We start from the raw sequence: 17,931 nt of genomic DNA, 5'->3' as shown, positions 1-17,931 counted from the left end.
ATCTGATCCCGGATTTTCCTGTCCTTCAATCGCTGAACTTGTACTGAAATTTTGCATGATGTCTGGCTTCCTTTTTCTGCGCTGACACAGGGTTTCACCGCGGTTCAGGCTTGTTCTGTCAAGGCTTTCGCCTGCTTGAATGCTTCGATGGCTTTTACCCGGGCCGCCTTGTGGTCCACCATAGGCGGCGGATAATCCAGGCTTTTCACATCCGGCCAGTCATACGGGTTGTGGATGTATTTATCCGGCACTTCTGCCAGCTCTTTGACCCATGTACGGATGAACTCGCCATTTGGATCAAATTTTTTTCCCTGCGCCGTCGGATTAAACACACGGAAGTAAGGTTGGGCGTCTGTCCCGGTTGATGCTGCCCATTGCCAGCCACCATTGTTCGAAGCCAGATCCCCGTCAATCAGCTGTGACATAAACCACTGTTCACCGGCCTGCCAGTGAATCAACAAATCTTTGGTCAGAAAACTGGCCGTAATCATGCGAAGCCGGTTGTGCATCCAGCCGGTTGCTTTGAGCTGACGCATCGCCGCATCCACAATCGGGAATCCGGTCTCGCCGTTTTGCCAACGCTCCAGCGCAGATTGATCCCATTGCCAGTCCACCTGTCGGGTCCAGTTCACAAACGGCTGTGCCCGGCTCACCTGCGGATAGGCATCAATCAGATGACGGTAAAACTCACGCCAGATAATCTCATTGAGCCAGATAAACGGGCCTTGCTCCTGCTTTTCAAAAGCCTCCGGAAACTCATGTAAAACGGCCGACAGACACTGCCTTGCAGAAACTGCCCCGATGGCGAGATAAGGCGATAAACCACTGGTGCCATCCACTGCGGGCAGATCGCGGTGCTCACCGTAATCCTGGACTTTCTCAACGCAAAAACGGATCAGACGCGCCCGGATGTCTTCTTCTCCGACGGGCCAGTCGCTGCTGTCTCTGAGGGCATATCCCATCCAACGATCAACTTGCTCGTCACTCGGAGGGGTCGCAAATTTCATGTGTTCAGCATCATGGGCTTGCGCTGCTGGCGCAGGCTGAGCCAGTGCCGGGCTGAGATGAAACTGATTCAACCACTCACGCCGAAATGGGGTGTAAACCTTAAACGGATCGCCTTGGCGGGTGAGTACGCTCCCAGCCGGCAGTACACAGGTATCTTCAAACACACTGAATTTAATCTTTTGCTTTTTCAGTGCCTGACCCACAGCCTGATCCCGCAGCTTTTCGTTCCATTCATACTGCTTGTTACAAAAGACGTGATCGCACGACCATGCCTCGGCCAGTGCAGCAATGGCAGCCGGAAGCGCCTCAAAATCAGCAACCTGCTCAATCCGAAGCGGTATATTGCATTCACTTAACTGTGTCTGGAGCGATCTCAGGCGGCGGCGGATCAAATCAATTTGAATCGGCGCTGTGTCATGAGACGCCCATTGTTCCGGCGTGGCAAAAAAGACGGCGAACACGGGTTTTTTCTGTTTGCTGGCCTGAAGCAGCGCGGTGTTATCCACGACCCTTAAATCGGCCCGGAACCACATCATGCTGTTGGCGGATTCAGTCTTCGTCATGCTCAGTCTCTCCTGCCAGTTTCTGTAACCAGGATCCATGAATCACCGTAATACTGCCTTTCAGAATCACTGGGCAATGCAACGCCGTATGCAGCCTTGCCAATTGCTTCAGGATGGCTTGCGGGAGTTTGCTTTCACCCACCACCAGGACCTGCGCAAAATCCTGTTTTGACACAGCTGCTTCTAATCCATGCAACTTGCCCTGAAATGGCAGATTCTCCAGAATAGTGACACTATAACCATCCAAACTCAGCGCCAGCGCCGAGAGCCAGATATGATGCGAAATGCCATCCTGTGCCGGCTCAAAGCTCAGCAACAGTGCTTTTCGTCCGTTTCTCTTGCGGGCTTTCGCAACCAGTGCAGCGCAGTGCTCGATTAAAGCGGATTGCCATAATGCGCACTGTATGGGCTTGAGCGGATTCGCGCTCTCATTCAATTGCCGGTCGACGGGCTCCACCACCTGTTCGATAAACAATGACAGCGGATATTCTTTCATCAGCTGAGTTAACAGTTGTTCCAGCTTTCCGCGCCGGCATTCAGCCAGCGCAGTCATCACAGGTGTCACCCAGGCCTGCTCACTTTCCTGCTCTGCGACAGCCTCTGATCCGGTTTCGAGCAACGGACGCACTTTACTGATAGCGACGCCTTTATCGAGCCAGGAGACAATCAGCTGAATCCGCTCGATATCTTCCTGCGTGTACAGTCTGTGCCCTTTTTCGGTCCGCTGCGGTTTGATTAAGCCATAGCGTCGCTGCCAGGCACGCAAGGTCACCGAGTTGACGCCGGTAATTTCAGAGACTTCACGGATTGCAAATAATTTCACTTCAGAGGCCATAACGTAATTTCAACTCCTCCGGATACGGATTGAGAAATGTCTGCAATTGCAGATACGGATCCGGAAATTCTTTCAGGTAATGATTAATCAGTGCCAAAGGCGCCAGAATCGGCTGATGCCCCAATCGGTAACTCTGGATCAGATCCAGCAGTTCCTGCTTTTGCGCCTTGGTCAGATTGCGTTTGAAATATCCCTGCAGGTGCATCAGCACATTGGTATTGTTTTTGCGGTTAGCCCGGTGACTCAGTGCCGCCATAAATTGCTGACGGTAGGTGACGAAGAATTCATTCAGATCCCAGTGTTTAATCCCGGCCACCAAAGGCCCCATCGATTTGTAAGCCGCGGGACAATGGGCCATTAGCACAAATTTGTATCGGGAATGAAACTTCACAAAAGCATCCATTGTCGGCTGCTGACCCACACTCTGATAAAAATCGTGCAGGGCGTGGATACGGAAGACAAAGTTCTCCCGCAGCACCGGATCATGTAATCGTCCGTCTTCTTCAACAGGCAACCAGGGCATGGCTGCCATCAGCTTGCGCGTGAACACACCAACCGTGCCTCCCGGCACCGTATTACCATTCGGAATGTACAGTTTCACCCGCTCCATGCCGCAGGTCGGCGATTTAGCACAAACGATGAAACCACACAGATCATCGAGGCCAGCAATATGACGCTCGGCGAAACTCTGCATCGCCGCTGTATAGTCGTTCTCACCTTGCTTGCTATCGACTAAATGCTCGCCGTCTTCCTGCTGAACCAACCGGATAGTCGGACGGGGCACAGGCAAACCAATCGCCATCTCCGGACAGACCGGACGATACCGAACGTATTGAGCCAGCTCATCGGTCACGAACCGATTCCGCTTATGCCCGCCATCGAATCGTACTTTCTCGCCAAGTACACAGGCACTGATACCCACCGGAATAGACATGTTACACCTATACAAAAATATTTCTTGTACAAGAATCTTAGACAAGCCGCCGAAGTTGTACAAGAAAAAAAAATGTATAGGTTTGTAACAGCTCATAGTTCAGGGACAAGTTTTTCATTCCCGCAAAGACGTGAATCCAGTGACGTTTATGCGCTGGAGACTCATCAGGGCAATGTAAATACCTGAAAGTGATTGAGTGGGATTGCGGATGATCGCGATAAACTTATCGGCGATATGATGATCTGAAAGTGCTGCAAGCAAGGTGCTTAATAGATTCCCGCCTGCGCGATAATGACGGTCATTGGTGCATCACATGTGTGCGGATTTTTTGAAACGACTGATAATCTCTCACTTCATCTTCAGTGATCAGATTGCGAAGCTTGTTCTTTTTCTGAACGCCAGCGTTCAAAATCATCCAGATCCTGTTGTACAAGCTTAAGGCAGACGGCCAGAATCAGTGCATCGTCCGTGAGGCCGAGAAACGGAATCACGTCCGGCAGTACATCCAGCGGATTAAACACATAGAGCAAGGCTGTCACAATAGCGGCGATGGTGAACCAGGGAATTTCCCGGTATTCCCCTTTCCAGTAGGCTTTGACCAGACTGTACATTGATTTCACAACATTGAAGTACTGTCGCAGGGACCCATTTTTCTGAACTTTTTCTTCAATGTCCTGTTCTTTTTCCAAGACCCGCTCAATGTCTTTATCCGTCACCTTTTTCGAAGATTTTTCCAGTTTTGCTGCCGCTTCCTGTTCTGTCATTTTTCCTGCCATACCCAGCGCCTCTGATTCACATGACCTCTGCGTTAACTATGGCTTTTCTGAGAAACATTGTCACCTCATTCCAAAGAGATGACCGCAACAAACAAGCCGGGAGTTCCCGGCCCGCAATTGTAAATGTTCTAAGTGCATCAAAGCTTTCTGCCCAATCGCTTCTCGACCTGTTTCTTCTCCCAGTCCGTACTGAAAAAATTGAACCACTCATAGGTACTGGCAGCCTGAATGGCGACGCCAATCCCCCATCCCATTGCTGGCCACCAGGCCCAGATATAAGACGGATCTGTGACAAAGTTGATGACAAACAATAAGCCGATCACCAGACAGTAAGTGATCAGATGTGAGTAAAATGCCTTGATGTCGCGCACATAAGAGATCGCACGTTCTTCTTCCGTACTCACCGCGTTTTCCTTGTCCATGTCTGGCTCCTGTTTCAGTTCAGTGATATCGATTTCGAAAACAGCCGCAAAGGACTTCAGGGTCTCTAAGCCGGCATTCCCACCGCGCTCAATTCGCTGAATGGTCCGGACACTGACGCCACTGAATTGTGCCAATTGTTCCTGAGACCAACCACGTTGTAACCTGAGTTTCCGAATCATCATCATTCAATTCCCTTTTGCTGTTTCAATGCCAAGCCTACTGAACTTTTCACCCGACAAGCCACGACACGGACCCGACACCAAGCCGACAACCTCTATTTTTCAATCAGTTAGAACTGATATTAAAATTCAACCACATCGAAATGCACATTGGGCTGTGTTGCTTCCATGCGCACCAGTTCATCCAGCACAACGATTTGCAACCCACGGCTGGTTTGTAATGACAGGCATTCCTGCCTGTCACTGTTCCGGAGGGTATCTTTCGCATGGCCTTCTATCTGCTGACCATTGTTCAGGGTCAGCCTGACCGCTAATGTGTACAGACAGGCAATTTCGATGTAGTCATATTGCTGACATGAGATCATCTTTCAATCTCCAATGCGATGGTTCGGACAGAGGACCGATCATTTTTTCACCCAATACATCCCTTCAGATTTCGGGCGAACCCGTTGAAAACCAAATTTTTCATACAAAGCCGGGACATCCGCCACCAAAGACACATAGGAACGCGGAAAGGCTTCCCGATCAATATAGGCCATCATGCATTCCATGATTTGCCGTCCTAGGCCATTTCCCTGATGCGCCGGGTCGACGGCGACATCGACAATGTCAAAATTAACGGCACCATCACCAATCACCCGACCCATCCCGACAACCTGACCCTCATGGACAACATGAACACCATACAAGCTGTTCGGCAGCCCTTTCACAGCCGCATCATACGATCGAGACGATAAACCTGAAATTTCGCGTAAACGCAAAAAATCATCCGGACCCACAACTTGCTCAATCACCTGGTACATCAGTTTTCCTTTCATTCATGGCTGTTGATTCAATCAATTTCCGATAAATCCGTATCGTCTGTCCTCATCCTGATGAAACTACGCCGCAGCAGCTTCAATACCTTTTGAATACGCCTGCACGTTGACGATGTCATACATCACTGAATCTCCGCAGAAAATAAGAGATGAAATAGACTCAGGATTTACCCGGATTGCCCACGATCCTACCCGGATACTCAATAAAGTTGATATGCAATGAAAGGAATCGTGATCGTCTTCAATGGAAATGCACTGCGGGTGGAACGTTTGAAGTTCATTCGACGAAAAAACCCGCAATACTGCGGGCTTAAGGGTTCAGGCTTGTTCTTCCTGTATTGGAACCGGCTCTGTTTTTTCACGGGTGATCCACCAGCACAGGATTGAGGCGAGAGTCACCATCACCACCCCTTGCCAGAATGCTGCTGTCAACGTCAGCCCAAGCAACTGCGCCGATAGAAATGTTGAAAATACCGGGACAAAGTAAGACAAGGTAGCCAGCAGGACCATATTGCCGCGCAGAATCCCGAGATTCCACAGCGCATAACCACCGCCCATCGCCAGACCCGCCAGCAGCAGATCGCGGATCACCGGAAGATCAAACGCCATAGGGGGCTCATGAGAAAATAGATATTTCACCCACAGGGCGACGGCTGTTGCCGCAAAAAACCAGGTGATCGCATTTTTGCCATCCGCCATCAGGCGGGTCAGATTACAGTAAATCGCCCAGATAAACGCACCACTCAACGCCAGCGTATAACTGACCGGGTTACTTTGTACATTGGCGATTAACTGGGAAATCGATAAGCCGCTGTCGCCGGAAACTGTCCAGGCAACGCCCAAAAAAGATAATAACAACGAGGGATATAACAGCCAACTGACTGAGCGACGAGAAAAGATCACCGCAAACAGCACAGTCAGGCACGGCCACAGGTAATTAATCAACCCCATCTCAACCGCTTGCAACCGGTCATTGGCCATCCCCAGAGACAGCGCCAGACACATCTCATAGCTGACAAACAGCACTCCACCCAGCACAAGATATTTGCGGGAAAAAGAGGACAATTTGGGTAAACCAACCGTCAGAATCAGAATGACAGCACTAACGCTGTAGATCATGGCGGCCCCACCCACCGGACCCAGTTGCTCGGTCACATTTCGGATCAGGGCGACCACACTGCTGAAAAGAAAAATTGCGCCACACCCGGCCAGCGTAAATTGATGACTGCGAACCACGTTTGAACCTTGCTATGAAAACCTGAGAATCCACAACATTGCCTGAGAAAAAAGGCGAAAACAACCCGAAAGAAAGCCGTTTATGGTTCAGATGCATATCTCAGCAACATGACGTCCCGATTCAGTCTTCGGGCTTCCAATAACATCAATCTTTGCCGTAATTTCACACCATCCAGAACTTGCTTTCCCTGGTTGCTGATAAAGGGTTCCAGTAAGAATTGATATTCATTGATCAAATTTGCATCCGCCAGTGATGTTCCCAACGCGGGGCTGCCAAACAGAACAACATTACCGGAGATCCCGGATAAAAATTCTCGTGTCTGGTCGATGTCCGGTCCTTTCAGAATCTCAGTATTCTGCCAGAAATATTCAAGCGGCCGGGTCGTGACAACCCGCTTGGGAATGGACTGTAATTCCATCGCCAGATACTGCATATATTTGGGTAAGTCCCGTCTTGTTGCGGCTTCTGGCCAAAACGCGGAAAAAAGATCATAAGTGTGACGCCCCAGAATCAAAGCTTCAGATGCATGTAATAATTCAAGGGCATATTCATGATGTTCCTGATCCACTACAGCATCCGCATGATGGCAGTGACCATTTAATGTCATGTTTAAAGAATAAATCAGATGAGCCATGGCATAACCCTGTGTCGATAACGTGCGCAGAAACGCTCTGCAAGACTGCCTCATGAGTATTTGCAGAGCACATCAGTTTTGCCAGTTATCAGGGTCAAAAAGGTGTAATAAAGTTTGTGTTTTTACTGATAAATCAATAACTACAGGATTGCGGCCAGATCCGGTGCGATCACCAGATTCCCTCTGGCAACTTCTTTGTGGAGGTACGGTCGCCAGGTTGGAATATCATCCAATGCCGCTTTGGTTCTGTGGATCTCCCCTGGTCGCCGGGGGCCAAAAAGCACAAAAACGGGCACGCAATGGCCTTGCTGCACAGAATCCCAGACCAGACCATCCAGGTTCGGATAGTTGTCTGCCACATACTTCGCCAAGCTTCTGGCATTGTCCATCGACCTTAGTTGCGTTGTATGAAACAACTGATCAAAGGAATACGGCCAGAATGCATCGGCTCCCCCTTCAAGGTAAGCCTGACGGCAATCAGCAACACGCAGCGTGCTCTGAAAGCTGAGTGTCGCGACTTCCAGATCCTCAAACTGCTTTTTAGATAAGGTCCGCCGGGCCGAGTTACCCATGGGTCTCAGCACGGCTTCGTAGTAGGCTGTTTCCGGCATTGCAGCAACATACAAAGCAGGAACAGCTTCCTGAAACTTATTGCGAAAAGGAGCAAAACGCCCGGTGACCGCATTGCCGTGCTGATCCCTCGCTCTGATATCCGAGATCCATTCAAGTTGCTTGAAAGGATTCGGATCCAAGGCAGTATATAGCCGTTCTCCCGCTTCATCACACTCATGGCGCAGCACCCGGAACAACTGACGACGCGCATCAATTTCAAAAACAGGGGGTTGATTCTCCGTCACTAGCGCCCCCCGATTTCAGATGCATCGGTGTCCGCTGTATAACTGAGGTCGTTGAACGTGCTGTCTGCTTTGTACAAGCTTGCCAGATAGAGCAGATCTGCTTCCAGCTCGGGTTTCTGAAGCGCTTCAGCTGGGGTACACCCCAAATCGTCACTGACTGAGGTCAGCCACTGATAGACCCCCCAGTCATTCAAACCATTCAGTGTTTGGCACAGTTCCGGAACGGCTTTCCAGACTCCCAGATGTTTTGTATCAAACTGAAACGCGGGCACCTGTACTGTTTTCGCATCACCAAAATTGAACGCGAATAGCCGCCGGGCTTGGCTTGCCTGACTGATCACCCTTGACGGGTTCGAAGCCTGAAACTCACCCAGCAAATTCGTCGCAGCGCTTGCACTGAGCAATGGATATTGCTCAGTACGCGCTTCAATCTCATTCAAAGCGCTGGCAATCATAAATTGCGTTTCAGATGAAGTGTGATCTTTAATGCGCCGCTTAAAGTCACTGAACTGTTGCTCGGCATCTCGCTCAAGCAAATCGACAATGTGCTGTAATCCCCCTTTTTGGGCATAGAACAACAGATTTCGGCTCAGTTCTTTCAGTGATTCTGCTTCTTCAGCGGTAATTCTCACAGACAGCGCATGGTCATCTTCCGCAGAATCCTCGTCCACAATCAAACTCACCTGAGGTCGCTGGACAGGCGCTGGCTGCACACCCAGCGTATGCGGTCCTATCAAGGGAAGAAGCGCAATGTCCTCGGCCGGGTGAAGCAATGATTCATTGGAAAAAGGCGCATTCGTCCCCTGTACACTCACCGTGGTATCTGGCTTGGTCTCAGTATCTTTCACACTCATCGTAAGCATGAAATGTTTACTGTCTTTTTGGGTAACCATGGCGTGACCTCCCATGAAATCAAAAGCTTTACTCATTGCTTTCCCTGCATAAGTGTAGTCAATATAAACGCAGATACAACTATACACCCTTTGATACGGGTTAAAAAGCGTTCAATTTCTCATCACGTTATATAAAACCTATCGGTTGATGGTTCCGGCAAAGCATCCTGTTCACTCATCGGGAAGATTACCTAACTCGACCAGGGATTCGCACGTCTCAAGGTTTTTAGCCACTTCAATCACATAGCGCTGTGTTTTCTCATTTAAAAGTGATGAATTATTGTAAGAACAGCCACCGCTGTTTATTTTTTCACCTTGAATCATCGCACGCTCCAAATCAATCAGTTGCACCCCATGGGGGACATTTCTCTGTGAAACGTCTGCCTGATTGAGAAAATCGCTGGCTTCTGCTTCTGTCACGATCCGATAGTTCTTGGCAAATGCAGCAACCGGTAAGAAAACCATCAACATAAACAGATATTTCATGATTGCTCCCGCTTCAAAAACTTCATCAATCATAGTCACTGCACCGCATTTCGGGGCAGTATCGGAAGTTATTGAGCGTCGGCGCTTCTGTCGCCAACAGGTTTGAGAGATACCGGGTTGCCAACTACACTCACAAACAAAGTTGTAACCTTTAAGCATAAAACATCCAGCATAGTGCTGGCTTTGTGCTTGAACATCTGTCTTGAATGGTACCTTGCGTGACTCATCTTGTTGTTCCGGGCTCTCGCCTGTTGATTCAATGCGTTGAACCCGGGGTGCCTGAATCTTCATCAGATATAGGTGTGTACGATGGCCAGAGAGAAGAAAAATCCACCACGAGGTATCTTCGAGTTTTACGAAAAGCACCCAGAGTCTGCAGACCAGAAGATCTTTGGCCGGGTCAGCTTTCCGGACAGACGCGGTTTTCTGAAAGGCGCCGGTTTAGCCACGATGGCTGCCGTGCTCGGGGGCGCGATTCCATTTCACCGCAACATGCCTGCCGGGATGATTCCGGCAGCATTTGCTGAAGGTCTTGACGATGTCGTGATTGAAGGAAAAGACGGCTTAACCGTTTTGAATGACCGGCCCATGAATGCAGAAACACCACCTCATCTGCTGAATGACGATATTACCCCCACTGCACGTCACTTCATTCGCAATAATGGTGTCCCTCCGGCTGAAGTCAATGCGGATGCATGGAAGTTCACGATAGACGGTCTGGTCGATAAACCCATGACATTGACCCTTGCTGATCTGAAGAAAAACTTCGAGGTGGTCAAACAGCAATTGGTCATCGAGTGCGGTGGGAACGGACGGGCCTTTTTTGAACCCAAAGCGACAGGGAATCAATGGACATACGGGGCTGTCGCCTGTTCGGAGTGGACTGGTGTTCGACTGGCTGATGTACTGAAAGCAGCAGGTGTAAAAGACAATGCTGTTTACACGGCTCATTACGGTGCGGACAAGCACCTGTCGGGGCAAGAAGGAAAATTACCGATTTCACGGGGTGTCCCTATCGAGAAAGCAATGGGCAACGACAACCTGATTGCCTTTGCGCAAAACGGTGAGTCACTGCACCCCATGAACGGTGCCCCATTACGGTTGGTTATACCTGGCTGGCCTGGCTCCTGTTCGCAAAAGTGGCTGACACGAATTCAAATTCGGGATCAGATCCATGATGGCCCCAAAATGACCGGGACTTCATACCGCGTGCCGAACCGTCCCGTTGCACCCGGTGAAAAAGTAGACGAAAAAGATTTTGAGATTATCGAACGGATGCCGGTGAAATCTCTAATCACATCGCCACAAACCAATACTCAGGTTTCAGGCAGTGAAGTCGCCGTTCGCGGTCATGCATGGTCTGGCGATCGCAAAGTGGAAAAAGTGCAGGTTTCCATCGACTTTGGCGCCACCTGGATGGATACGGAACTCGCAGCCCCGGCCAATGAAGGCGCCTGGCAGACCTTCAATGTCAAGGTGAAGTTCCCGAAACCTGGCTACTATGAAATTTGGGCAAAAGCCACAGATGATCAAGGGGTCAGCCAACCCTTTGCGATTGCCTGGAATCCCAAAGGTTACCTGAACAACACATTCCACCGGGTCGCTGTCGTCGTCAACGGATAACTGACATGACCATGGCATCTTTGTGCGAGCGGGTCATCCCGCTCTCATTTCTTCTGAATGTTTGGGTCTGTTTGCCTCTTTCGGCAAACGAATCTCTGATTTCTGCCGGTGAAGCACAAGGCTTGGTCTGCAAAGCCTGTCATCAGCTGGAAGCAGAGGGTGTGGTTGTCGTCGGACCGCCGCTCTGGGGGCTGGCTGATCGTCCGATCGCCAGTTTTGACGGCTTTCAATACAGTGACGCCTTAAAACAACAGCAAGGAAAATGGAATGCGGACAAGCTGGATGCCTTTATCACCTCCCCCGAAGACTTCGCCCCCGGTACAAACATGCTTTTCCCGGGCGTCAAAGACCCGGGTGCCCGCGCAGCGATCATTGCCTGGCTTGCGACTAAAAATCCCTCTCCGCCGGATTGGTCCACCCCTTTTGCAGGTGAACCGGTCAAATCCCCAGGGGAGGACATTCTGGCCCCAGGCGAAAACATGACGCTGGTGGCAACGGCCTGCTCTGCCTGCCATTCACTCCATCTCGTCACACAACAGGCACTCAGCCAAGAGCGATGGGATGAGCTTTTAGTCTGGATGGTTGAGGAGCAGGGAATGGCTGAGCCGGAACCCAGTGATCGGGAAGCGATACTCACCTATCTGTCGACCTATTATGGAAGCTAGGTCATATGTGTGCATCGTGCATGACACGATTCAGTCCCTTCAATCAAAATCACCGGGTTCCCGTTCCTCAAAGCGATTGTTCGTACTTGATACTCAATTCAAAAATCTAAAACACGCCGTTCGAATTATTGATATCACCACCGCTGATGAGGGAATAAAATCTCATTGAAAAATCAAGTGCCTGAATCGAGTCCCAGTGCTCTACGATCCTGCCCTCTTCGACACGCCAAGTATCAATAATATTCAGGCCTTTTTGGTCATTCCCTCTGTCTTCCTGATTCAAGGTTGCATGAGAATGAAAAATCACGTAATTACCGTCAACATAGATATGCTTTACGTCGTAAGTGTAGTCAGGGTATTCCTCAACAAATTCCTCTAAAAAACCCACCAACCCTTCGATTTTATTCGGCAGATTACGATTGTGCTGAACATAGGCACTATTATTGTAACGCTCCAAGATATAATCAAAATCATGGTTATTCATAAGATTTTGGACAAAATCAGTGATTAATACTGCGTTATTTAATTCCTGCTCCGTCCAATTCGGCTTTTTCAGTGAATTCAGGTCGATCACCAGCTTGTCAGCGGTTTGCGCAAAACCCATCGTGCTCATCAACAGCAGGATAAAAGGTGTCAGTGTTTTCCACATAAATCACTCCAGAAGTATTCTCGTTTCATCAATATAGGTTGATTGCCATGGTAACTATTAGTAACTTAGATAACAAGAAGGTACCATATTGTTCGCTAGGCACATTTTGGTAACCCGATTTGAGATTTGAAGACACTGAAAAGGAATACAAACATGGCAACGCAGGCTCAGTCAGAAAAGCGGGTTTTTCACAACGATGACGATTGCCCGGTACGGAATGTTGTCTCACAGATCGGCGATAAGTGGTCGTTGCTCATCCTGTTTGCCCTTGTAGACGGCACAGATCGATTTAACTCACTGAAATCCAGAGTGGAAGGTATCTCTCAGCGTATGCTGACCCAGACGCTACGTGATTTAGAACGGGAAGGCTATGTCAATCGAACCGTCTATCCTGAAGTACCGGTCAGAGTTGAGTATTGCCTAACAAAGATGGGACGAGATATCGTGAAACCATTGTACCAATTAGTTTGCTGGGCGGATGAGCATCAGAATGAAATTAAACGCGCGAGGAAAGCGTATGATGAAAGAAGTTAACCAAAAGATTATACACTTGAAAATTAAAGATTTTTCACACCACATATCAAGCAGGTAGCCTGCCCGCCCCCTATTTTTTGCTCGAGATTTACATTTGCCTCCGGTGCTGGCCGGAGGAAATCTCCTAAACGCTTGTATTTGCGCTCTTTTGAGTTGATGCGCTCTCTGACCCATAAGCCATCCAAAGCCGCTTCGCAAATCGCATTCTTGTTTAAGTGCGCCACAGACAGCCAATATCTGTTCTATATCAGACTGAAGTCTCAAATGACAAACTTGATGCATAGTAAACTCCATGTCCTCACACTGTACATGGAGGTTCATATGCCTGGTGCTTTTGCTCACATCACAGCGGTCAATGTGGCTTCTGCCAACAATGCAATGCTGGCGCTAAATATGCCGAACAAAGCTAAAAAAGCTTTAGCGCAAAACAAAAGGTACTTAGAGCTGGGTTGTGTCAGCCCCGACTTCCCTTATCTCGCCATTCTGAATTCTGCACAAAACAAGTGGGCCGACGAAATGCACTACAACGATGTTGGTACGTTGATCAATGTGCTTATTCAGGAGGTCAAAGCAGTCGATCACGAACACTTTGAAAAAGCCTTTGCCTGGCTATGTGGCTTTGTTTCACATGTCGCTGCTGATATTACGATTCATCCGGTCGTGGAAATGAAAGTGGGTCCTTATGCGGAAAACGCAAAACAACACAGGATCTGTGAGATGAATCAGGATGCTTATATCTGGCCATCCAGAATGCAACTCGGACAGCTCGGTTTGGCCGATCGTGTCAAAGAAAATATCGGCAGTTGTGTCGATCCTCTGGACGATAGCCGCATCGATCCAATCATCCGGAAGATATGGTGTAAGGCCCTTTCTGTTGTCTATCCTGCATACGCAAATGAATGTGAGCCGGACATTCACGCCTGGCATCAAGGTTTTCAGACGGTTGTGAATCATGCCGAGGAGTCACACCGATTATTCCCATGGGCACGACATGTTGCCGCCAGACACGGGTTAACTTACCCGCTTCAAGATGAGGTCAACCCTATTTATATCGAGCATCTAGAAACACCGGATGGCCTGAAACACTATGATGAAATTTTTGATAAAGCCGTTGAAACGATCCAATTATTTTGGGAACAAACTGCGAGTTGTGTATTTGAGGGCCAGACGACAGGCTTTTTCAAAAATTGGAATTTAGATACCGGCTACTGTGAAGATGGCCAGCTGACTGCATGGAGGGCGCTATGAGATTATTCACCACAGTCGCGTTATTTTTAACTGTCACTTCTTGTACAACACAAGCCGAATATCCTGAAGAAGTCATGTATGACATCGCTTCAATTTTAAAAGATATCAGTCAAGCTGTTGATGGTGAGCTGAAGTATGAAGATACAACAGGACTCACAAGTGAAGAAGTGATCAATAACGCGACCGCTTCAATCCCGGATCAACTCGCGAAGCTCCCCAAACTGGCTGTCGAAGGGAACGTCTCTCGTTATCGCATTGTTTCAGAATTTCAAGGCAACAATGCTGTCATGCTGATCTGTGATGGCGATGTCGCACTGATGGAAGATGTCGGCTGCAATACAGAATTTGATAACATTTACTGGCACGCTCCGCAGCCCAACACCTGCACAATCAGGCTCGATGCAGCCGCCATTTGCGGTCACTAGGATCGAGGCGCATTCACAGCCTCATGGCAGAACCATACGAGTCTGCCATGAGGTGTACTGATTCAGATCGGCTCTGACAGTCAGCCATACCGACAATACGCTCTCCCCTGTTTAAACCCGGTTATTCATGGCCGAGACTTTCCCATTCTGTGAGCAACTGCATGATATTGTATGAATCTTGCCAGGTTGCACAGGGGCTCACCAGTTCCTTTTGTCCGGCCTCTACCGCTTCACGTACTTGGCGTACCTGATAAAAGAATGCATCGCCTTGGGCGGTGACTGCGATATCGCGTTTTGAAGTTTCATAGATTTCAACACTGAAGTGGTTTTCTCGTGCCGGAAGCCACGGATTCGATACCATGGTGATACACCCCTGACTGCCAAGAATCGTAAACTGATGCTTCAAACCATGGTCTTCAGCGGTATGGACAATGGCAGAGCTTTGTTCACCAAAACTCATCAGTAAGCTCGATTCACAAATATTGTTATCTGCTCCTCTTCGGCTCACTGCCTGCAGAGTACGATTCTCGAAAGCTTGTTCGCCTAGCATCGTTTTCACAACCAGATACAGTAAAGACACCGGGTAACACCCCAGATTATATAAAGCGCCTTTGCTCTCCGGATTGACGAACTGCGCAATCGAAGCGATGTACGATGTATGAATCGAGCGCAGTTCACCGATTTCTCCAGATTCAAGCACCGCAACCAGCTCACGAATCAATGGATGATGCAGGTACATCAAACCTTCGGCAAAAAACACCTGATGTTCCCTGACAGCTTGCAGTGCCAGCTCAGTTTTCGCCATATCAATCGAAAGCGATTTCTCACACAGAATCGCTTTGCCTTGTTGCGCCGCTTTCAGGATAAAATCATGGTGCAGGTGATTCGGCAAAGCGATGTAAATGATATCGACCTGTTCATCACGCAAAAGCATTTCATAATCAGTGTAGGTTTTCTCAACAGCATGCTGCCTGGCAAACGCAGATAAGTTATCCGCTGAACGGCCGGCCACGGCATACAGCTTACTTTGATCGTCGCCTTTGATCGCTTCTGCCATCACACCAGAAATAAAACTTGTTCCCAGAATTCCCCAATGCATCATGCCTGCTCTCCGTGTTTGTGTATTTCAAAGGCCTGAACCTGCTCATTTAACACCAATGGTATTCGTTATTCTGTAGTTTGAAAGGCGTACAAGGCGTTCCCTGGTGATACTTGAGTTGCCAACAAGTCCCTGTAAATACCCAAATAGAACAACGTTTCGCATAATCGCTAACTTCACCTGAGGCACTCACCATTACTGACTCATACGTTAGAAGTTGAACTGATGGCTCAAGCTGAATACATTGGTAATTTTGAGAATGAACACGAGTATTAGAAGGCGCTTCTGATGCCATCAATTGTTTAATCAACGTCAAATCATAACTGTTTCCTGATTTACCCACTTCTAAAAAACAGGGATGAATCAGACGATCAATATCCGCTTTACTTTGACGTATGTCGTATTGATGCAATTCGATCTCTTGTTCAATGAGAATGTCCATTAAATCTCCAAAGCTATAATGACAGGTAACACCGCATCAGAGGTGGCAACGTTATTCCAAGAAACTAAACATTCCCCCCCGAAACACAATAACCAACTGAACCGAGAAGCTGTTATGTGATGAGAGTGCTCTGAAACGTCTTGCTAGGCGAGCGCTGCCCAACGAAAGTACGGCCGCTGACCAACCATACGCTCAACGTCAGCACCTAGATTTTTGTAAAAATCGTGCGCTTTCACATGATTCGGACTCGCCGTCCACGCGATGTGCGATACCTTTGCTATTTCAGCTTGGGCCTTGGGGTTGCCAGCGGCGAGTACAAACTCTTGTTTCGCTAAGCCTAAATGGTTGCGATGGTTCTCTATTTCTGTCATTGGACTGGCTTCTGAACGCCAAAGATGAAACGCAATCCACAGCAAGTAAGCTGCACCCAAAAGCTTTATCACGAAAAATAGGGTCTCAGATGTGTAAAGCACGACGGCTAAACCTGAAGCAGCGAATACGATCATTACTGTGAAAGCTGAAATCCGGCCAAGGCCAGCAATGAGCGCAGACTTGAAGCCATAACAACGAGCATTGTTCGTTGATAACAGGTTGTTTGGCCCTGGTGTCATATTGAGCGCAAAACACGCAGGGATAAAGAGTAATAACTTCCAGATTTCCACAATCGTTCCTCCATGAAAACGAACACAACCCGGCAGCAGTCTGTTCACACATCGTTTGCCGGGTCTTGCTATGTGCTCCGTGGGGCGAACATGATAATCGCCATCCCCAAAAGTGCCACACCGGAACCGACGAGATCCCAAGTGGTTGGGCGAATCCCATCAACAGCCCACAACCATAAAATAGCCATGAAAATATAGACGCCTCCATACGCAGCATAAACTCTGCCTGCAGCGGTTGGATGTAAAGACAACAGCCAAGCGAATGCCGCAAGACTCAGTGCAGCCGGCAACAGCAACCAAACCGATTTCCCCTCACGCAGATAAAGATATGGTAGGTAACAGCCAACAATTTCAGCGAAAGCGGTGATTAAAAAAAGACCGACTGTTTTTACTTCCGGCAAAGATAATTCCTCTGATTGATGACACATGATCAATGACATGGACTCCCCTCATCAAACTTTGCCGCACGAGGAAAGCCTGATCATGCACGGGCACCCACCAAAGTGTCGGTAATATACTGCTTATGGCTATTGAGATATTGGATATCCGCCAAGTAAGCCAAATGATGCCCATCTTTGATATTTTCGATGAAAGTTTGATTACCTTGACTGGCTTCACTATGCATATGGTCTACCAAAGCTTGTACTCTGTCTATCATTGCATCCACGAAAGCCAGACGGTCTTTTTCTGGTAAACCATAAGCATCACAAAACTGCTTGGCTCGTACAGACTGAGATTCTAAGTCACCCATTGCATCATACTCGTGAGTTTTGAATGGAGCCCAGCAGTATACGGCATAAGCGATATCCCAAATTCTGGGGGCGGGATGTGCAGTATCAAAGTCAATCATGCCCACAGTTTCTGGAGCTATAGTCAAATCTGGTGTACGGACTCCAGCGCAGTGGCTTGTTGATTGTCCTGATTTGAGCGGATACCATCTT

22 protein-coding genes and 1 pseudogene are annotated in these 17,931 nt (G+C 48.6%); 5 read left to right on the top strand and 18 right to left on the bottom strand.

Annotated elements, in window-relative coordinates:
- Positions 1-104: 104 nt before the first annotated feature.
- From phrB to Q4579_RS12060, 12 genes are all read right to left on the bottom strand, one after another.
- Positions 105-1,571 (bottom strand): deoxyribodipyrimidine photo-lyase, encoded by a 1,467-nt coding sequence (gene phrB, locus Q4579_RS12115; RefSeq protein ID WP_303564519.1) that lies wholly within the window; start codon positions 1,569-1,571, stop codon positions 105-107.
- On the bottom strand, positions 1,558-2,406 hold the full coding sequence (locus Q4579_RS12110) for a MerR family transcriptional regulator (protein WP_303564518.1): 849 nt from the start codon (positions 2,404-2,406) through the stop codon (positions 1,558-1,560). The genes phrB and Q4579_RS12110 overlap by 14 nt, the downstream gene beginning before the upstream one ends.
- Positions 2,396-3,340 (bottom strand): DUF523 and DUF1722 domain-containing protein, encoded by a 945-nt coding sequence (locus tag Q4579_RS12105; RefSeq protein WP_303564517.1) that lies wholly within the window; start codon positions 3,338-3,340, stop codon positions 2,396-2,398. The genes Q4579_RS12110 and Q4579_RS12105 overlap by 11 nt, the downstream gene beginning before the upstream one ends.
- Positions 3,341-3,699: 359 nt before the next feature.
- Positions 3,700-4,116 (bottom strand): YkvA family protein, encoded by a 417-nt coding sequence (locus Q4579_RS12100; protein WP_303564516.1) that lies wholly within the window; start codon positions 4,114-4,116, stop codon positions 3,700-3,702.
- A gap of 137 nt (positions 4,117-4,253) precedes the next feature.
- On the bottom strand, positions 4,254-4,721 hold the full coding sequence (locus Q4579_RS12095; protein ID WP_303564710.1) for a 2TM domain-containing protein: 468 nt from the start codon (positions 4,719-4,721) through the stop codon (positions 4,254-4,256).
- A gap of 119 nt (positions 4,722-4,840) precedes the next feature.
- Positions 4,841-5,083, bottom strand: coding sequence for a Rho-binding antiterminator (locus Q4579_RS12090; RefSeq protein ID WP_303564515.1), 243 nt, complete (start codon positions 5,081-5,083; stop codon positions 4,841-4,843).
- Between the two features lie 39 nt (positions 5,084-5,122).
- A complete protein-coding gene (locus Q4579_RS12085) occupies positions 5,123-5,521 on the bottom strand; it encodes a GNAT family N-acetyltransferase (RefSeq protein ID WP_303564513.1) in 399 nt (132 codons plus the stop codon).
- A gap of 333 nt (positions 5,522-5,854) precedes the next feature.
- Complete coding sequence (gene yddG, locus Q4579_RS12080; protein WP_303564511.1) at positions 5,855-6,772, bottom strand: aromatic amino acid DMT transporter YddG; 918 nt, start codon at positions 6,770-6,772, stop codon at positions 5,855-5,857.
- Between the two features lie 80 nt (positions 6,773-6,852).
- Complete coding sequence (locus Q4579_RS12075) at positions 6,853-7,407, bottom strand: dihydrofolate reductase family protein (RefSeq protein WP_303564509.1); 555 nt, start codon at positions 7,405-7,407, stop codon at positions 6,853-6,855.
- Positions 7,408-7,547: 140 nt separating this feature from the next.
- Positions 7,548-8,264: an RES domain-containing protein gene (locus Q4579_RS12070; protein ID WP_303564507.1), complete on the bottom strand. Its 717-nt coding sequence runs from the start codon at positions 8,262-8,264 to the stop codon at positions 7,548-7,550.
- Positions 8,264-9,193, bottom strand: a complete 930-nt coding sequence (locus Q4579_RS12065; protein WP_303564505.1) for a hypothetical protein — start codon at positions 9,191-9,193, stop codon at positions 8,264-8,266. The genes Q4579_RS12070 and Q4579_RS12065 overlap by 1 nt, the downstream gene beginning before the upstream one ends.
- Positions 9,194-9,328: 135 nt before the next feature.
- Positions 9,329-9,934 carry a hypothetical protein gene (locus Q4579_RS12060; RefSeq protein WP_303564503.1) on the bottom strand — a complete coding sequence of 202 codons (606 nt, stop codon included), beginning with the start codon at positions 9,932-9,934 and terminating at the stop codon, positions 9,329-9,331.
- An 18-nt stretch (positions 9,935-9,952) separates the two neighbouring features.
- Between Q4579_RS12060 and Q4579_RS12055 the strand changes: the two genes are divergently transcribed.
- Positions 9,953-11,266, top strand: a complete 1,314-nt coding sequence (locus Q4579_RS12055; RefSeq protein ID WP_303564500.1) for a molybdopterin-dependent oxidoreductase — start codon at positions 9,953-9,955, stop codon at positions 11,264-11,266.
- 5 nt (positions 11,267-11,271) lie between these two features.
- Entirely contained in the window at positions 11,272-11,931 is a 660-nt protein-coding gene (locus Q4579_RS12050; protein WP_303564498.1) for a c-type cytochrome, read from the top strand.
- A 106-nt stretch (positions 11,932-12,037) separates the two neighbouring features.
- Here the strand turns inward: Q4579_RS12050 and Q4579_RS12045 are convergent, their stop codons facing one another.
- The gene (locus Q4579_RS12045; RefSeq protein WP_303564496.1) at positions 12,038-12,580 is read right to left on the bottom strand and encodes a nuclear transport factor 2 family protein; all 543 of its coding nucleotides are present in this window, start codon (positions 12,578-12,580) and stop codon (positions 12,038-12,040) included.
- A gap of 153 nt (positions 12,581-12,733) precedes the next feature.
- On the opposite strand from Q4579_RS12045, the gene Q4579_RS12040 reads away from it, so the two are divergent.
- The 3 genes from Q4579_RS12040 to Q4579_RS12030 all read left to right on the top strand — a co-directional run bounded on the left by Q4579_RS12040 (position 12,734) and on the right by Q4579_RS12030 (position 14,787).
- Complete coding sequence (locus tag Q4579_RS12040; protein WP_303564495.1) at positions 12,734-13,114, top strand: helix-turn-helix domain-containing protein; 381 nt, start codon at positions 12,734-12,736, stop codon at positions 13,112-13,114.
- 321 nt (positions 13,115-13,435) lie between these two features.
- Entirely contained in the window at positions 13,436-14,362 is a 927-nt protein-coding gene (locus Q4579_RS12035; RefSeq protein WP_303564493.1) for a zinc dependent phospholipase C family protein, read from the top strand.
- Positions 14,359-14,787, top strand: a complete 429-nt coding sequence (locus tag Q4579_RS12030; protein ID WP_303564490.1) for a hypothetical protein — start codon at positions 14,359-14,361, stop codon at positions 14,785-14,787. The genes Q4579_RS12035 and Q4579_RS12030 overlap by 4 nt, the downstream gene beginning before the upstream one ends.
- 121 nt (positions 14,788-14,908) lie before the next feature.
- Here Q4579_RS12030 and Q4579_RS12025 read toward each other — a convergent pair whose 3' ends face one another.
- The 5 genes and pseudogenes from Q4579_RS12025 to Q4579_RS12005 form a co-directional block, all read right to left on the bottom strand.
- Positions 14,909-15,886, bottom strand: a complete 978-nt coding sequence (locus Q4579_RS12025) for a Gfo/Idh/MocA family protein (protein WP_303564708.1) — start codon at positions 15,884-15,886, stop codon at positions 14,909-14,911.
- A gap of 49 nt (positions 15,887-15,935) precedes the next feature.
- Positions 15,936-16,328: a DUF4440 domain-containing protein gene (locus Q4579_RS12020; protein WP_303564487.1), complete on the bottom strand. Its 393-nt coding sequence runs from the start codon at positions 16,326-16,328 to the stop codon at positions 15,936-15,938.
- A 143-nt stretch (positions 16,329-16,471) separates the two neighbouring features.
- Positions 16,472-16,990, bottom strand: coding sequence for a LysE family translocator (locus Q4579_RS12015; RefSeq protein WP_303564485.1), 519 nt, complete (start codon positions 16,988-16,990; stop codon positions 16,472-16,474).
- A gap of 68 nt (positions 16,991-17,058) precedes the next feature.
- Positions 17,059-17,391, bottom strand: a complete 333-nt coding sequence (locus tag Q4579_RS12010; RefSeq protein WP_303564707.1) for a YnfA family protein — start codon at positions 17,389-17,391, stop codon at positions 17,059-17,061.
- Positions 17,392-17,471: 80 nt separating this feature from the next.
- Positions 17,472-17,931 (bottom strand): annotated as a pseudogene (locus tag Q4579_RS12005) (hypothetical protein); the annotation flags it as partial.

The sequence above is a fragment of the Photobacterium sp. 1_MG-2023 genome, assembly GCF_030547945.1.
Taxonomy (GTDB): Bacteria; Pseudomonadota; Gammaproteobacteria; order Enterobacterales; family Vibrionaceae; genus Photobacterium.
This window is presented reverse-complemented; position numbering and strand designations above follow the sequence as displayed.

What these genes read in the sequence shown, in the direction of transcription:
- Q4579_RS12055 (WP_303564500.1), top strand. Translation starts at nt 9,953, where the DNA reads ATGGCCAGAGAGAAGAAAAATCCACCACGAGGTATCTTCGAGTTTTAC.
- Q4579_RS12085 (WP_303564513.1), bottom strand. Translation starts at nt 5,521, where the DNA reads ATGTACCAGGTGATTGAGCAAGTTGTGGGTCCGGATGATTTTTTGCGT.
- Q4579_RS12020 (WP_303564487.1), bottom strand. Translation starts at nt 16,328, where the DNA reads ATGGACATTCTCATTGAACAAGAGATCGAATTGCATCAATACGACATA.
- Q4579_RS12065 (WP_303564505.1), bottom strand. Translation starts at nt 9,193, where the DNA reads ATGAGTAAAGCTTTTGATTTCATGGGAGGTCACGCCATGGTTACCCAA.
- Q4579_RS12110 (WP_303564518.1), bottom strand. Translation starts at nt 2,406, where the DNA reads ATGGCCTCTGAAGTGAAATTATTTGCAATCCGTGAAGTCTCTGAAATT.
- Q4579_RS12100 (WP_303564516.1), bottom strand. Translation starts at nt 4,116, where the DNA reads ATGGCAGGAAAAATGACAGAACAGGAAGCGGCAGCAAAACTGGAAAAA.
- Q4579_RS12025 (WP_303564708.1), bottom strand. Translation starts at nt 15,886, where the DNA reads ATGCATTGGGGAATTCTGGGAACAAGTTTTATTTCTGGTGTGATGGCA.
- Q4579_RS12075 (WP_303564509.1), bottom strand. Translation starts at nt 7,407, where the DNA reads ATGGCTCATCTGATTTATTCTTTAAACATGACATTAAATGGTCACTGC.
- phrB (WP_303564519.1), bottom strand. Translation starts at nt 1,571, where the DNA reads ATGACGAAGACTGAATCCGCCAACAGCATGATGTGGTTCCGGGCCGAT.
- Q4579_RS12105 (WP_303564517.1), bottom strand. Translation starts at nt 3,340, where the DNA reads ATGTCTATTCCGGTGGGTATCAGTGCCTGTGTACTTGGCGAGAAAGTA.
- Q4579_RS12090 (WP_303564515.1), bottom strand. Translation starts at nt 5,083, where the DNA reads ATGATCTCATGTCAGCAATATGACTACATCGAAATTGCCTGTCTGTAC.
- Q4579_RS12060 (WP_303564503.1), bottom strand. Translation starts at nt 9,934, where the DNA reads ATGAAGATTCAGGCACCCCGGGTTCAACGCATTGAATCAACAGGCGAG.
- Q4579_RS12045 (WP_303564496.1), bottom strand. Translation starts at nt 12,580, where the DNA reads ATGTGGAAAACACTGACACCTTTTATCCTGCTGTTGATGAGCACGATG.
- Q4579_RS12030 (WP_303564490.1), top strand. Translation starts at nt 14,359, where the DNA reads ATGAGATTATTCACCACAGTCGCGTTATTTTTAACTGTCACTTCTTGT.
- Q4579_RS12095 (WP_303564710.1), bottom strand. Translation starts at nt 4,721, where the DNA reads ATGATGATTCGGAAACTCAGGTTACAACGTGGTTGGTCTCAGGAACAA.
- Q4579_RS12035 (WP_303564493.1), top strand. Translation starts at nt 13,436, where the DNA reads ATGCCTGGTGCTTTTGCTCACATCACAGCGGTCAATGTGGCTTCTGCC.
- Q4579_RS12040 (WP_303564495.1), top strand. Translation starts at nt 12,734, where the DNA reads ATGGCAACGCAGGCTCAGTCAGAAAAGCGGGTTTTTCACAACGATGAC.
- Q4579_RS12050 (WP_303564498.1), top strand. Translation starts at nt 11,272, where the DNA reads ATGACCATGGCATCTTTGTGCGAGCGGGTCATCCCGCTCTCATTTCTT.